A 15,447-nucleotide genomic window follows, 5' to 3' on the forward strand; every position below is an offset into this window, starting at 1 on the left:
TTACTCCCTCCAGTTTAATAATACAGCTTCTGCACAAAAACCAGGGCCAAGAGCTACGAGCAAGCCTGTATCCTCCACTTGTCCTTCATTTAACATAAACTGCTCTAATACGTATAGCACTGTCGGTGATGACATATTACCATGTAGTCTCAATATTTCCCGAGAAATGTCGGTTTTTTGGGGAGATAGATAAAGTGTATCTTCGTAAGCTTTTAATACCTTTTTTCCTCCCGGATGCGCAATAAAATGAGTCAATTGTTCGCTGTACAGTCCTTGTTCCATTAAAAATTGCTCAATGAAAGGTCCGAGCCAATTGGTAATAATAGAAGGAATACTTTTTTGGAAAACGACATGAAGCCCGTTGTTCTTCACATCCCAACCCATTACATTTTCCGAATCTGGCATCCATTTAGAACCTGTAGCTAGAATATTAGGGGTTGGCCTTTTTGTTGCGATAGCTGCTTCATCCCCACAAACAAGTATGCATGCTGCACCATCGGCAAAAAGAGAAGCACCAATTAAATTACTTTTAGAAAAATCATTTGGCTGAAAAGTGAGGCTACATAACTCGACACAAACGACAAGTACCTTTGCATGTGGATGGGCTTTACAAAAATCATAGGCTCTGCTTATACCAGCGGCTCCTCCTGCACAACCAAGACCCCATAGAGGAATGCGTTTAAGTCGATCTGAAAAGGGAAGCTTGTTCATAACACGTGCGTCAATGCTAGGTGTTGAAATTCCTGTACTGCTAACAAAAATGATGGCATCGATGTCCTCAGTAGGAATAGGTGAGGATAAAAAAGCTGTATTAGCTAAACATGCTTGAATGACACTTACACTGTAGTGTGTAGCTAACTCAATATATAAATTATTACGTTCTTCAAAGGAGTGATTCGTACGATGCCATTCAGCTGGCACACAAAAATGGCGTGTGTCGATGCCACCATTTTCAAAAACCTTTAAGTAGCGCTCTAGTTTTGGAATTTTTGCATAAAAAAGCTCTTTCGTTAGTTCCTCTGCGTTATCTTGCTGTAATGTGTAAGGTGGTTGATATGTGCTAATTGAAATGATTTTAGGCAATCCAACATCTCCTCGCATTTAATGGTTTTGTTCATTGTATGCGTGGATGATTGGAATAAATGCTTATAATATTGTAATTGACAATTTCTGAAAATTTAGCTATATTGATAACAACTAAATGGAAAGTAGGTGATGTGACATGATGAATAGATCTGTAATTAGCGAACTGCAATTCGGTTTGTTCAATTTCACACGCCTAAAATATACAAAGTGACGCCGTGCCATAACTCGGGGTATTTGTGTATCTTTTAAACGTGCCTGTGAAACCTTGTAACTGCCGAATTGCAGCTACAAGGTTTTTTTTTTGTAGTTCGAAAAGGTGAATTGCGATAGGGCCTCTTGCGGATGACAACTATTTTCGCTGAGGCATCATACGTTTAGGAGGAAAATAAATTGAATTTAACAACATTAGGTTTTACAACATATTTTGAAGAGCAAATGATAGAAATGAAAAAACAGGCTAAATTAAAAAATTGTGTGCCTGCAAGGGTTACTTTAGAGCATAAGCATTCTTATCGGGTGTTAGCTGAAGAGGGAGAATGGCTTGCGACAATTGCTGGTCATTATGCGTATACATCTTTAGCGAGGGAGGACTATCCAGCAGTTGGTGATTGGGTGCTAGTGGAGAAAATGCCCGGAGAGGAACGAGCAATTATTCATCAGCTATTCCAACGAAAATCTGTATTTTCACGTAAAGTTGCAGGAACGGAAATTCAAGAACAGATTGTCGCATCAAATGTCGATATTGTGTTACTTATTATGAGCTTGAACGCAGATTTTAATATTCGACGTTTGGAGAGATATTTAGTGGCTGCTTGGGATTCAGGGGCAAAGCCCATTATTGTCCTGACAAAAGCTGATTTATGCGAAGATGTTTCGAGCTTAGTACAAGAAGTGGAGTCTGTAGCCTTTGGTGTGGATATCTTTGTAACGAGTGCTCTATCGGGCGAAGGTCTAAAGGAAATTCAGACGCTATTCACAGAGGGGGTCACGGGGGCACTATTGGGGTCTTCTGGAGCAGGGAAATCCACATTAACAAATGCTTTATGTGGTGAGATACTGATGAAAGTAGCGGGTATACGTGAGGATGATGCCAAGGGACGACATACAACAACCCATCGAGAGCTAGTAGTATTGCCTGCTGGTGGCTGTCTAATTGATACGCCAGGGATGCGTGAGCTTCAATTGTGGGATCAAGGGGATAGTTTAGCTTCTAGCTTTCAAGATATTGAGGAACTAGCAACAGCTTGTCGTTATCGTGATTGTACACATCAAAAAGAGCCTTATTGTGCTGTCCAGCAAGCTATAGTAGATGGGGACTTGGACCAATATCGTCTACAAAGCTATTTTAAGCTGCAAAGAGAATTGGCTTATATGGAGAGCAAAACAAATACGCAAGCAAAACTTGAGGAGCAGCGCAAGTGGAAGCAAATAGCCAAGGGAATGAAAAAGGGGAAGAAATAATCAATAGGAGCACAACCATGACAATTCAAAACATCAATCATTTATTGTTTTCAGTTTCTAATTTAGAGGAATCCATCACTTTTTATGAAAGAGTATTTGATGCCAAGTTGCTAGTAAAGGGGAACAGCACAGCCTATTTTGATGTAAATGGGCTGTGGCTAGCTCTTAATGTAGAAAAGGATATACCCCGTAATGACATCCATCATTCCTATACACACATTGCCTTCACAATCGCTGAGGATGACTTTGATAATATGTATGACAGATTGGTTCAGCTAAAGGTCAATATTTTAGCAGGTCGGCAAAGAGATGAAAAGGATAAAAAATCGATTTACTTTACAGATCCTGATGGTCATAAATTTGAATTTCATACAGGAACTTTGCAGGATCGTTTGGATTATTATAAGCAAGAAAAGCAGCATATGGTGTTTTTTGATAACTAATTAAGGAGAGATTTTATGAATAAAGCGTTTATTTTTGATATGGACGGAACATTATTTCAAACCAATCTTATTTTAGAGCCTGCGCTCGACGCAACATTTGATGTGCTGCGGACAAACGGCTTGTGGCAGGGAGAAACACCTATAGAAAAATATAGAGAAATAATGGGGGTTCCTTTACCTGTTGTGTGGGAAACATTATGTCCTATGCATGCTTTAGAGATACGAGAAGAGAGCAATGTATTATTCCATGTAAAGCTGATTGAGCAAATACGTGGACATAAAGGTGCTTTGTATCCAAACGCTGAACAAACCCTTGCAACATTGTCAGAGAATTATCCGTTATACATAGCGAGTAATGGACAGGTTGACTATTTACAAGCAATCGTCGAAACCTATCAGTTGGAGCGTTTTATAAAGGGAATCTATAGCATTCAAGCAATTGCAAGTGGGCATAAATCGGATCTGGTCAAAAGAGTTGTAGATGAAAATAAAATTGATTATGGAGCAGTGGTAGGAGATCGTTCTTCGGATATCCAAGCTGCACAGGACAATCAATTACTATCAATAGGTGTCCGCTTTGACTTTGCACAAGACAAGGAGTTAGAAAAAGCAGATATAGTAATTGATGATTTAACTGATTTGCTAAAGGTTACATTCGATTAACTCAAGAAAGTGAATCAAACAAAGGATGCTTTTACAACAATCATTGCATTTCCTCACAAGAAGGCGTAAAATAATGCCAAATCCTATAGAAAAAGCATTGAGAAGGAAAAGTAAATTGGATTAGTATTTTGTAGAGAGCCTCTGTTGGTGGAAATGAGGTAAATGAACCCTTTTGAAAATGACCTTTGAGCTTCGTACCGAAAGCTTTTTAGCCAGTAGATTACGACGAGATGAGCACTCGTTACAACAGCAGCAGTATCTCTTTTTTGAGTGAAGACGTACTGATAGAGGCAAATAGTGTAAGCTATTTGTAAATATAGGTGGTAACACGGGTATACTCGTCCTAATCAGATTTGATTAGGGCGATTTTTTTTATCATTTTTTCTGTGAGGGGAGCAATTTAGAATGACGATTGTTATTGGAGGCGCTTGGCCGTATGCAAATGGCTCTTTGCATTTAGGGCATGTTGCCGCATTATTACCAGGTGATATTTTGGCTAGATATTACCGACAAAAAGGTGAGCAGGTTTTATATGTATCAGGCAGTGATTGTAATGGTACACCCATTTCTATACGTGCTGCACAAGAGAATACAACGACAGAAGCTATAGCTAATCACTATCATGATGAGTTTACTAGATGCTTTCATGATTTAGGATTTACCTATGATTTGTACACAAGAACGGATGCGGAGCACCACCATGAATCCGTTAAGGCCCTTTTCTTACAGCTACTGGCTAATAATTTCTTATACAAAAAGAAAATTGAACAGGCTTACTGTGAGACGGATAATCAATTTCTACCAGATCGATTTGTCGAAGGTCTTTGTCCAAATTGTGGAGCGAAAGCAAGGGGAGATCAATGTGATAACTGCTCAGAAATTTTAGACCCATTGGACTTAATTGATAAGCGCTGCAAAATTTGTGGGAACGAACCTGTTATTCGGGAAACTGAGCACTTTTATTTTACCTTTAGTCAATTTCAAGGAAGGTTGGAGTCTTATTTAGCACAAGCGAAAGTCGAGAAACGTTGGCGTGACAATGCTTTAGGGTTAACGGAGCGATACTTGGCAGAGGGAGTTCCCGACCGAGCAGTAACAAGAGATTTACCGAATGGCATAGATGTTCCAGTGCCAGGTTTTGAAGGGAAAAAAATATATGTATGGATTGAAGCTGTAGCAGGGTACTTAACAGCAAGCTTAGAATGGGCAAAAGAGCATCATATAGCTATTGAAGATTTATGGAATGAAGAGACCATTTCATACTATGTACATGGGAAGGATAATATTCCATTCCATACAGTTATTTGGCCAGCCATTTTAATGGGAATTGGATCCAAGGCCTTACCTACCCATATCGTATCTAATGAGTATTTAACATTAGAAAAACGCAAATTATCTACTAGTCAGAATTGGGCTGTATGGGTTCCTTATATTTTAAGCCGTTATGATGCGGACTCTATTCGTTACTTCTTAACGATGAATGCGCCAGAAAATCGTGATACTGATTTTTCATGGCGGGAATTTATTTATAGCCATAATGGCGAACTACTCGGAGCCTATGGCAATTTTGTAAACCGTACATTGAAGTTTATTGAGAAATCATTTGCTTGTCAGGTGCCACAAGCGGAGGTGGATAGCGACATTCGAAAACAAACCGTACAATTGTTTAATGAAGCGGGTGTTCTTATCGAAGGTGGTCATTTCAAGCAGGCGTTAGAATCGATTTTTGAGTATATTCGCGGTGCTAATCGTTATTTTGATGAACAACAGCCATGGCTACAGGTAAAAGAAAACGTAGAGGCAGGGAATCGTACATTAGCAACTTGCGTCTATATCATTGCGAATTTAGGACAGATGCTGCATCCTTTCTTACCGTTTTCAGCAAAGAAAGTAAGAAATATGTTAGGTATAAATGAAATGATGTGGCATGAGCAAGTAGATCTCCCTAAAGTCATTCGAGAGGTGACACCATTATTTGAACGTCTAGATATCGAACGAATCGATGAGGAATATCAAAAACTAGTTAGGGATAGTCACTAGGATTGAAAAAGCAGTATGGCACAAGTGCCATACTGCTTTGCTATTTTCATTTAATTCATAACAGGTGTTAATTTTGTCACTACAATGCTATTGATCGCATTAATATAGGCTAATGCACTTGCCTTAAGAATATCTGTATCTGCTGCTTTTGCAATATACTTTTCGCCTTCATGCTCGATCGTAATTTTTACTTTACCTAAAGCCTCTTTGCCTCGTGAAACACTATTGATATTATATTCCACTAGTTTTACATCCATATTTGTAATTTCTGCAATGGCTGAATAGAGGGCATCAATTGGACCAGAGCCTACTGCACTAGCTTTAAATACTTCGCCGCCTTTTCGAACCTTAACACTTGCTGAAGGGAAGCTTGTATTGCTGACGACTTGTAGATCATCAAAATCAAAGAATTGCTCACTATAATGTGTAGCATTTTTATTATTGGCATCATGTTTTTCATAATAGCTTTCAACAATAACATATAAATCGTGATCATATACTTCTTTCTTCGCATCAGCTAGCTTTAAGAATCCTTCGAAAATACCTTCAAATTCCTCTGTTGAAAGATTAGTAAAACCTAATTTTTCAAGAGCATTTTTCACTGCATGGCGACCAGAGCGAGCTGTTAGTACTAGTTCCATATCATCAAGACCTACATCCTCAGGATGGACGATTTCATAAGCATCACGCGATTTTAACAAACCATCTTGGTGAATACCAGAAGAATGGGCAAATGCATTATCTCCTGTAATGGCTTTATTGACCTGTACATCTAAGCCCATAAAGCTAGAAACAAGACGTGAAGTATTCATAATTTCTTTTGTATTAATACGTGTTTCTGCATTGTAGACGGAGCTACGAGTTTTAAGTGCCATGACAACTTCTTCTAATGCAGCATTACCTGCGCGTTCACCGATACCATTGATTGTACACTCTACCTTATCTGCACCATTTTTAATTGCAGCTAGCGTATTAGCCGTTGCCATTCCAAGATCATTGTGACAATGAACGCTTAAAAGAACGCTATCATCTAAGTTTTTCATACGGTCATTTAATTTAAAAATCATTTCTCCAAATTCCTCTGGCTCTGCAAAGCCAACCGTATCAGGAACGTTAATCATCGTTGCGCCAGCTCTCATAACAGCTTCAATTGTTTTCCAAAGATATTCAAAGTCAGAACGAGAGGCATCCTCTGTGGAATATTGAACTTGCGGCAATAATGTTTTAGCGTATTTCACAGCATCCACGCCTATTTGTAAAATTTGATCTTTTGACTTGCTGAATTTTTTCTCCACATGAATATCAGAGGTTCCTAGTACCATGTGAATCATCGGGTTTTGAGCATACTTCACAGCATTATAGACAGCATCAATGTCAGCCTTTACAGCACGTGCTAATGCTGTAATCATAATGTCGTTTGTATTGCCAACCTTTTCAGCTACAGCTTTGACGGCATCAAAATCACCTTGAGAGGAAGCGGGGAATCCAGCCTCAATAATATCGACACCTAATTTTTTCAGCTGCTGAGCGATCTCTACTTTTTCATAAAGATTTAGCTTTGCTCCAGGCACCTGTTCGCCATCACGTAAAGTTGTATCAAACACCCAAATTTTTCTTCCCATTTTCAAACACTCCTTTTTAGTGATTATTATCTAAAATCTACACTTAGGCCAATAAGTCATTAAAAAAATAAAAAACCCGTCTCTATTTAAAAATAGAGACGAGTTTATGCTCGCGGTACCACTCTAATTGACCTTCTCTTTATAGAAAAAGTCCCCTTATCGACAGCTATCACTGTCTATCCTGTTAACGGGGGAAACCGACATCCCTTACTAAAAAGTTCAGGGAGTAGCTCATGGACGAGTTCAAAATGTGTGCCTACCGATTTACACCAACCATCGGCTCTCTACAAGTACACAAACACTTTTACTATTTCCAATCTTGGCCTGCAATGTGTTGTTGAAAGCAATATTACTTGGATATTAACTGCCTGTCAATAATATTCTAAAAATTTATTTAATTCTGTCTTAAGTAATGTCTATTTTATTAAAAATTTGATATTTGGTGAAGTGTAAAATAAAGTAGTAAAGAATGTATTTACTGGGAGAAAATGGTGAGTAGGGTTAGCATACGATAGGTAGAAAAATCATGCTATTTTTCATTGTATGAAGAAACTGCTCGTTTTCTATAAACCTAAAGAAAACGAGCAGTTTTTTATTCTACCTTAAAACGAGAGACTTGCGTGTGAAGTTCTTCTGCCATATTTGAAAGTGTTGCTGCTGAAGCAGCTACTTCTTCGATAGTAGCTAATTGTTCTTCGGAAGCAGAAGCAACATTTTGTAAATTAGATGAGGACATCTTTGCAATAGTTGCAATTTCATCAAAGGAAGCATAGATTTGCTCTGCGCTAGAGGACATCTCCTCTGACACTGTCGTTGCTTCTTGGATTTGCATGGATACTTGCTCAATCAGCTCAACAATCTTAGCGAAACCTTCTTCTGCTACCTTCACTACTTGCATTCCAATTTGAACCTCTTGAGTTCCAGTATCCATCACCGTTACAGCACGGTTTGTATCCTGCTGTATTTCAGAAATCAAGGTAGCGATTTGCTCAGCGGATTTTTTTGATTGCTCTGCTAGCTTTTTCACTTCATCTGCAACGACTGCAAAGCCGCGTCCATGATCGCCTGCACGAGCCGCTTCAATTGCAGCATTAAGTGCTAATAAGTTTGTTTGTTCTGCAATATCAGTAATAATGCCAATGATATTGCCAATTTCAATGGAATGCCCGTCTAGATTTTTAACAACACTTGCTGACTCTAAAACAGCCGTGTTGATTGTTGTCATCTGAGAGATAACACGATGTAAAGAATCATTCCCTTTCTTAGCCTCTGAATTTGTTTCGATTGCCAGTTCAGAAACAGCCGCAGTAGTAGAAGCTAATTGTTGTATACCCTTTGTCATGTTTTTCATTGCTTCTGAGCTTTCAGTTGCGTTTTTCCCTTGAGCCTCTGAGCCACTAGCAACCTCTTGAATAGAAGAAGTGATTTGTTCTGTAGCCTGTATAGTTTGCTCTGCACTAGCTGTTAACTCAGCAGCAGAGCCACTTACTTGTACAGTGTTTTGGCGCACATTCGTAATTAAATCCTTTAAATTTGTAGCCATTTGATTAAACGCAAGCGCTAGATCACCTACTTCATCACGATTCTTTATACGAATTTGTTCAGCTGTTAAGTCACCCTCAGCTATTTTTTTCGCAGCTTTAGCCATACCGTTAATTGGACGAGACATTAGACTACCAACAACCATAGCAATTATCAGACTTATGACAACAGCAAAGACTCCAAGAAGCATCATTTGGAGCTTGATGTCTTGAATTTGATTGGATGTAGCAGCCATTTTACCTTCTACATATTCATTTTGATAATTAGAAAGGTTTTCAACACGTTCATCGAATTGTTTAATAATTAAGCGTCCTTGAGTACTATCCAATTTTTCGTACTTCTCTGTTTCTCCAGCAGCCTTTAACTCAAACATACGATCTGCAAATTCTTGCACATTTTGTTCACTTTTATTAATAGCTTCAAGCATCTTAATTGATTTTTCTGAATCTAAAGTAGCCATTAATTCTTCTGATTTTTGTTTGAATTCCTCGCGTGAGGCTTGATTACTTTGAAAGTTTTGTTTGTCTCCAAGTAGTAAGTAGCCTCGCATGCTGACAATTTCCTGTTTTGCAATCACCCGTAATTCCTGAATACTTATAGATTTAGTAGTTTGTTCCTCCAATAATGTACGATAGGTCTTATTTACAGAATCAAGCTGTTTTATATTTAAGCCGATTGTTGTAACGAGTACCAAAATAACTATAAAAAAACCGAGTAATAATTTCTTGTAGATAGTAAATCGCATAGTTGAAATATCCTTTCTCAGTAATTAGTAGAAATGTTACAAAATAATGAAATATGTATATATATCATTTATATCAGATTATATGAATTTTACAAAGTATTATGAGTATTTCTACAGTAATTAGCAGTTTGAAAATGGGTATAAATTATATGGGAAGTAATAAAAAAAGTAGATTTTATCGCTATAATGCTACTAATAATAGGGATAATTAATGGTGCATGTTGAATATTAAGTCAATTTTCATAAATTTTGAAACTTTAATAGTAGTCATAACGTAGATGTAGTAAAGGAAAAGAACAGGGGTGGAGAAAATGTATAGGCCAATTTTAAAGTTACCTAAAACAAGATCAGAAAAGATATGGGACTATATTGGTGGTAGTATATTTATTTTATCCATCTTTTATATTATATTGGCATGGGGTAAGTTGCCTGATGAAATACCTGGTCATTTTAATGGATTAGGTGAGGTGGATCGTTGGGGCGCAAAAATAGAATTATTCATCCTTCCGTTCATCGGTTTATTTTTATGGATTGTTATGTGGCTGCTAGAAAAAGCACCTCATATGCATAATTATCCGTCACGTTTGGATGAAAGTAATGTAAAAGTATTTTATTTGAATAGCAGAAAAATACTAAATCAAGTAAAAAATATCTGTCTCATTTTATTTGCTTTTATATCGATTCAGATGGTTCGTATTGGTCTTGGTGAGGTAAATTCATTAGGATGGTGGTTCCTACCCATTGTATTGATAGGAGTATTTATCCCAATTATTAAAGGGTTTATAACAAGCTACAAAATAAAATAGTGAGACTCAAACGCTTAAGTTACCCTTAAGCGTTTTATTTTTGTGAAAAAATTTTTATAGTGTGTCACAAATGGCTGTTGATTTCAGTTATATAGGCGAGGAAGGGAAGATATAAAAGATTTCTCCAAGTAACTCGATGACATTCAATAATATTTTTAAGATTTTTTATCTAGTGTCACAAACTTCTAATAATTTCAGTTATATAGATTGGAGAGGGGGGACAACATTGACTACACGAGAACCATCAAAAGATCGAGCTGATATAGATATTCAATCAATCGTGGAGCAAGTTCAATCAGGGGACACGCATGACTATGCAGAAATCATTCGTTGTTTTCAAAAGCAAATTTATATTTATTGTTACTATATGCTAGGAACCAAAGAGGAGGCGGAGGATGCTTCACAAGATATTTTTATTAAAGGACTAGAGAATATTCAAAAATTTTCTTATACAGTTTCCTTATCGGCGTGGCTTTATAAAATCGCTCACCACCATTGTATTGATGTCATAAAAGCAAAAAATAGGGGCTATAAGTTTTGGCTAAATGTGAAGCAAGAACAAGTGAAGCAGACGCAAGCTCCGATACCTGAATATGATGAAATGGTGCATAGGCTATTGGAAAACTTACATGTAGATGAAAAAAGGATTTTACTGCTTCGTTCTATTGAAGAATATAGCTTTGAAGAAATTTCTGAAATTATGGATATGAAACCAGCTACAATAAGAAAAAAATATGAACGATTACGAAAAAAATTAATAAAGGAGAATAAGTTAGGAGGTGGATTTTATGAGCATTCATTTAAAGCAGAATGATAAAGATATGGCACAAATAGAGCTGCTAATTCGAGAAACACCTGTAGAAGTTGATCTGGTTGATCGTGTAATTAGTAAATATGAACGTAACGAGCAGCCACAAGTAGTAAAGCACCAGAAGAAATGGTACTATAAAGTTGCTTTTGCAACAGCCATGCTAGTTAGCTTACTATTTATTACATCATTTATTTCACCAACAATGGCTGCAACGCTTAAACAAGTGCCTGTACTATCCTCAATTTTCCGACTCGCTGGTGATTTGGGGTTGAAGATGGCTGATGAAAAAGGACTTTCTACAAAACCCCAGACAAGTGTGACACAGGAGGGGTTTACATTAAGTGTATCGGAAGTAGCGTATGACGGTACACGTGTTTCAATTGCTATTGAACGCCCCTATAAAGAAGATCAGAAAGAAGCTTTAATGGATTGTATCAGTAATTATAATTTGTTTATAAATGATGAGCCTATTAATTCTTTTGCTCCGAGTGAGTCCAATTCTATTAGTCGTTTTATGTATCCTGGTAAAGATAATGCTTCTGTTATTATTGAATTTTCGGATCTGAGAAATCAGGGAGGGAAGCCTTTTCCAGAGCAATTTGATTTAACCATTCAAGCTTTTGTGAGAGGTATAGAAAACCCCATTGAAATTGATATTCCTGTGAAAAATAAAGTGAAAGACTATGTAGCTTTAGCACCAAATATAAGTCGACAATATGACAATATTCATTTGACTCTTGAAAAGGTCAAGCTAACACCAGTTACAACAAGTATCACAACACGGATGGTTTTAACTGATAATTCAACGTTCACTGATAATTTAACACTACTAACAATGGGGATAGTTATTATTGATGAGCATGGTCGTGAAATTGAAGTAATTGGAGGAAACGGTTGGAACGCTACCAATGGAAACATTCATCTTGATGATCTTCGGTACACTCCTTTTGAATCTGTTCCAAAAACAATAACCTTAAAACCCTATATCCATCTTTTCAAGGAAAACGAAAAAGGTATGTTTCAATTGGATAAAAACGGTTATCCGAAAATTCAATATATACCTGAACTAGAGATCACTATACCAGTTCAACCATAAAAATAATTGAGAAAGTGTAGTAAAAGCTCACTTTCTCAATTTTTATTTTTCTATATTTATATAAAGTAGATGGATATTCAGTTATACTAGCAAAACAAGGCTTTTGAATAATCTATAGTATATGGAGTATATATAAAGAATAAGTTTTCAATCCTAAGAAATAAAGGGGAATAGAAGATGGCAGTAACGTTAGTAAGGCATGATGTGAAGTATGCTGAGGCTATGCATGCGTTGTCTTCTATGCCACAGGTTCGAGATGCCCTAGGCTTACCTGCTGGCAAGGTAGAAGACACAATTCATTTTATTAAGCGTGAACGTATAGATGAAGAAGAAGGTAAGACCGTCCCTCGTGTGATTTTAGATGAGGAGGGGCAAGTCATTGGTGTGACATCATTAATGTTTATCGATCGTCATAAAAAGAGCTGTCATATCGGCTCTTGGCTTGGCTATCAATTTTGGGGGAAGGGCTATAATCTTGAAGCAAAAACGGCTATTTTAGATATTGCGTTTTTTGAGCTGGGATTATCACGTGTTTTTGCAGGAGCCCGAAAGGTTAATATCCGTTCACAAAAAGCACAAGAAAAGCTACCTTTTGTTCGATTAGGGGTGGAAAAAGATTATCCTGAGGAGCATTCGTGGTTAGAAGTGAAGGAAAAGCAACCATGTGTGTTAAATGTTTTTGAACGAGAAGATTATGTCCGTTATCGAACATCCCTAGAAAAGGTAGAAGGAAACCGAGAAGCCTTTTTACCTCAGCTTTTATTAGCTGATGAGAGTGAAGTGGCAGTTCGGAAATATTTAGATAAGGGTACATTATATAAAATTAATTGTGGAGAACTGTTGGTGGGAGTGGCATTAGTCATTCCTCAAACTAATACTACAATTGAATTGAAGAATATTGCTATTGTACCAAAGTATCAAGGGAAGGGAATAGGCAAAGAGATATTGCGACAGCTCACTGAAGAATGTCAAAAGGATGGTTATCAAACGGTATTAGTTGGAACGGCGAACTCAAGTATTGATAATATCGCTTTTTATCAAAAAGCAGGCTTTCGCATGGAGGCTATTGAAAAGGACTTCTTCAGTCATTACCCAGAACCAATTTATGAAAATGGTATTCGTGCATTGGATATGATTTTCTTTTCAAAGCAATTATAAGCAAACTTCTAAAAAAAATACCCGTTCAACAAATGTTGAGCGGGTATTTTTATTTACCGAGCAGTAGAGCCATTAATTTTTCCTTAGAATGAAGGAAATCGTCCAAGGTGTATTGATCTAATACTTTCAAATAGGCTTGCAAAGCTTCATACAGTACACCCTTTAATTGACATTCTGGAGCTATTTTACATAGGTTATTTTCTTTATCGAAACATTCTACAAGATGAAAATCCTCTTCTGTATGACGAACAATTTCACCGATAGTAATGGTTTTTGGATCGATAGCAAGGCGAATTCCACCGCCACGTCCACGGATTGTTTCAATGTAACCTAATAACCCGAGTTGGTGTGTCACCTTCATTAAATGGTTTTTCGATATATTATAAGCATCTGAGATCTCTTGAATAGTCGATAATTGACCATCTTCCTTTGCGCCTAAATAAATAAGTGTGCGCAAAGAGTAGTCTGTGTATAAAGTTAAGCGCATCTAAACACCCTACTTTCTATAATTCAAAATAATTATAGCATTTTTACATTGAAGTATAATATCTACAACCTATTTTTAAAGATGTATTTAAAATACATTAATTATGTCTATTTTGTTAAAGATGTATTTTATATATTGCTTTAAGAGAATGAAAGCGTTATATTGTAATCACGAAAGGATGGTAAGCGATATGTTAAAACAAGAAACAATTCAAATTATTAAAGCAACAGTACCTGTATTAGAAGTTCATGGTGTTGAAATCACAAAGACGTTTTATAAAAATATGTTTCAAGCTCATCCAGAATTACTAAATATTTTTAATCACACGAACCAAGAACAAGGCCGTCAGCAAACAGCATTAGCAAATACTGTTTACGCTGCAGCAGTTCATATTGAAAACTTAGAAGCAATTTTACCAGCAGTAATGCTTATTGCACATAAACACCGTAGTTTAGGAATTTTACCTGAACATTACCCAATTGTGGGTGAAAACTTATTAAAAGCGATTAAAGAAGTACTTGGTGATGCAGCAACTGATGACATTATTGGTGCATGGGCCGAGGCTTATGGCGTTATCGCAGATATTTTCATTCAAGTAGAAGAAGAGTTATACCAAAAAACTGAGAACAATGGTGGTTGGCGTCTATTTAAACCATTAAAAGTGGCAAAAAAAGTTGTAGAAAGTGACTTAGTAACTTCTATTTATTTTGTAAATGAAGATGGATCACCACTACCAACTTATGAACCAGGTCAATACATCTCTATTCGAGTGAAAGTGCCAGGAGAAGAGTATTTAATGAACCGTCAATATACACTTTCACAAGCGAGTGCAGAAGATGGCTATCGTATTTCGGTGAAACGTGAAAGTGACCATACGCCAAATGGTAAAGTGTCAAATTATATTCATGATCAATTACAAGTTGGAGATTTGGTAGATGTAAGTGCTCCAGCCGGATTATTTGTGTTAGAAGAAACGGCTGCACCAATTACATTTGTAAGTGGCGGTATCGGTGTAACACCTTTAAACAGTATGCTGCAATCTCTAAATGATAATGCAGTGAATGAAGTGAACTTTATCCAATGTGCTCGTAATGAGAAGGTTGTAGCGTTCAGTGATGACATTCAAAAGAAAGTAAACGTCTTACCGAATGCATCCTATACAGCTTTATACTCTGATGAAGACAAGCTTATTACAAAAGAATTGCTGGCTGAAAAAGTAGCTGATAATGCAGATGTATATGTATGTGGCCCTGTAGGCTTTATGGAAGCGGTTATTAAAAATTTACAGGAAATTGGCGTGAAAGATGAAAAAATTCACTATGAATTCTTTGGGCCAGCCATGCAATTAGCTAAATAAAAAATAAACTCCCTGCTATGAGTAATAACTCGTAGCAGGGTTTTTTGTTGAAATAATAAGGAAGCAGATAGATGAGGTTAAAGCGATAGGGAGAACTTGTAACTCGCAATTGCAGCATTTTAAAAAAGAT

Annotated in this window: 13 protein-coding genes and 2 other annotated features; of the genes, 9 read left to right on the forward strand and 4 right to left on the reverse strand. The window is 36.9% G+C overall.

The window, feature by feature from the left end; genetic code table 11:
• Positions 1–1,083, reverse strand: a complete 1,083-nt coding sequence (locus BFM98_RS16955; protein ID WP_066037981.1) for a type III polyketide synthase — start codon at positions 1,081–1,083, stop codon at positions 1–3.
• Between the two features lie 393 nt (positions 1,084–1,476).
• Between BFM98_RS16955 and rsgA the strand changes: the two genes are divergently transcribed.
• The 4 genes from rsgA (at position 1,477) to metG (ending at position 5,693) form a co-directional block, all read left to right on the forward strand.
• Entirely contained in the window at positions 1,477–2,547 is a 1,071-nt protein-coding gene (gene rsgA / locus BFM98_RS16960) for a ribosome small subunit-dependent GTPase A (protein ID WP_066037982.1), read from the forward strand.
• 17 nt (positions 2,548–2,564) lie between these two features.
• Positions 2,565–2,990: a FosM family fosfomycin resistance protein gene (fosM, locus tag BFM98_RS16965; protein ID WP_066037983.1), complete on the forward strand. Its 426-nt coding sequence runs from the start codon at positions 2,565–2,567 to the stop codon at positions 2,988–2,990.
• 15 nt (positions 2,991–3,005) lie between these two features.
• Complete coding sequence (locus tag BFM98_RS16970; RefSeq protein ID WP_036079520.1) at positions 3,006–3,653, forward strand: HAD hydrolase-like protein; 648 nt, start codon at positions 3,006–3,008, stop codon at positions 3,651–3,653.
• 88 nt (positions 3,654–3,741) lie between these two features.
• Positions 3,742–4,002: a binding site (T-box leader), on the forward strand.
• A gap of 56 nt (positions 4,003–4,058) precedes the next feature.
• Positions 4,059–5,693 carry a methionine--tRNA ligase gene (gene metG, locus BFM98_RS16975; protein WP_066037984.1) on the forward strand — a complete coding sequence of 545 codons (1,635 nt, stop codon included), beginning with the start codon at positions 4,059–4,061 and terminating at the stop codon, positions 5,691–5,693.
• Positions 5,694–5,743: 50 nt separating this feature from the next.
• Here metG and BFM98_RS16980 read toward each other — a convergent pair whose 3' ends face one another.
• Positions 5,744–7,315, reverse strand: a complete 1,572-nt coding sequence (locus tag BFM98_RS16980) for a 2-isopropylmalate synthase (protein WP_036079516.1) — start codon at positions 7,313–7,315, stop codon at positions 5,744–5,746.
• A gap of 91 nt (positions 7,316–7,406) precedes the next feature.
• Positions 7,407–7,645, reverse strand: a binding site (T-box leader).
• Between the two features lie 262 nt (positions 7,646–7,907).
• Positions 7,908–9,602, reverse strand: a complete 1,695-nt coding sequence (locus tag BFM98_RS16985) for a methyl-accepting chemotaxis protein (protein ID WP_066037985.1) — start codon at positions 9,600–9,602, stop codon at positions 7,908–7,910.
• Between the two features lie 311 nt (positions 9,603–9,913).
• Between BFM98_RS16985 and BFM98_RS16990 the strand changes: the two genes are divergently transcribed.
• The 4 genes from BFM98_RS16990 to BFM98_RS17005 all read left to right on the forward strand — a co-directional run bounded on the left by BFM98_RS16990 (position 9,914) and on the right by BFM98_RS17005 (position 13,473).
• Entirely contained in the window at positions 9,914–10,408 is a 495-nt protein-coding gene (locus BFM98_RS16990; protein ID WP_066037986.1) for a DUF1648 domain-containing protein, read from the forward strand.
• Positions 10,409–10,634: 226 nt separating this feature from the next.
• The gene (locus BFM98_RS16995) at positions 10,635–11,222 is read left to right on the forward strand and encodes an RNA polymerase sigma factor (RefSeq protein WP_066037987.1); all 588 of its coding nucleotides are present in this window, start codon (positions 10,635–10,637) and stop codon (positions 11,220–11,222) included.
• Positions 11,197–12,315 (forward strand): DUF4179 domain-containing protein, encoded by a 1,119-nt coding sequence (locus BFM98_RS17000; protein WP_066037988.1) that lies wholly within the window; start codon positions 11,197–11,199, stop codon positions 12,313–12,315. Before BFM98_RS16995 ends, BFM98_RS17000 begins: the two co-directional genes overlap by 26 nt.
• A gap of 177 nt (positions 12,316–12,492) precedes the next feature.
• Positions 12,493–13,473 carry a GNAT family N-acetyltransferase gene (locus BFM98_RS17005; protein WP_048394125.1) on the forward strand — a complete coding sequence of 327 codons (981 nt, stop codon included), beginning with the start codon at positions 12,493–12,495 and terminating at the stop codon, positions 13,471–13,473.
• A gap of 49 nt (positions 13,474–13,522) precedes the next feature.
• Here the strand turns inward: BFM98_RS17005 and BFM98_RS17010 are convergent, their stop codons facing one another.
• Positions 13,523–13,960 carry an Rrf2 family transcriptional regulator gene (locus tag BFM98_RS17010; RefSeq protein WP_048394127.1) on the reverse strand — a complete coding sequence of 146 codons (438 nt, stop codon included), beginning with the start codon at positions 13,958–13,960 and terminating at the stop codon, positions 13,523–13,525.
• A 190-nt stretch (positions 13,961–14,150) separates the two neighbouring features.
• Between BFM98_RS17010 and hmpA the strand changes: the two genes are divergently transcribed.
• Positions 14,151–15,317 carry an NO-inducible flavohemoprotein gene (gene hmpA / locus BFM98_RS17015; RefSeq protein WP_054549641.1) on the forward strand — a complete coding sequence of 389 codons (1,167 nt, stop codon included), beginning with the start codon at positions 14,151–14,153 and terminating at the stop codon, positions 15,315–15,317.
• Positions 15,318–15,447 lie beyond the last annotated feature (130 nt).

Origin of the sequence: Lysinibacillus sp. AR18-8, assembly GCF_001705465.1 — a bacterium.
Lineage (GTDB): Bacteria > Bacillota > Bacilli > Bacillales_A > Planococcaceae > Lysinibacillus > Lysinibacillus capsici.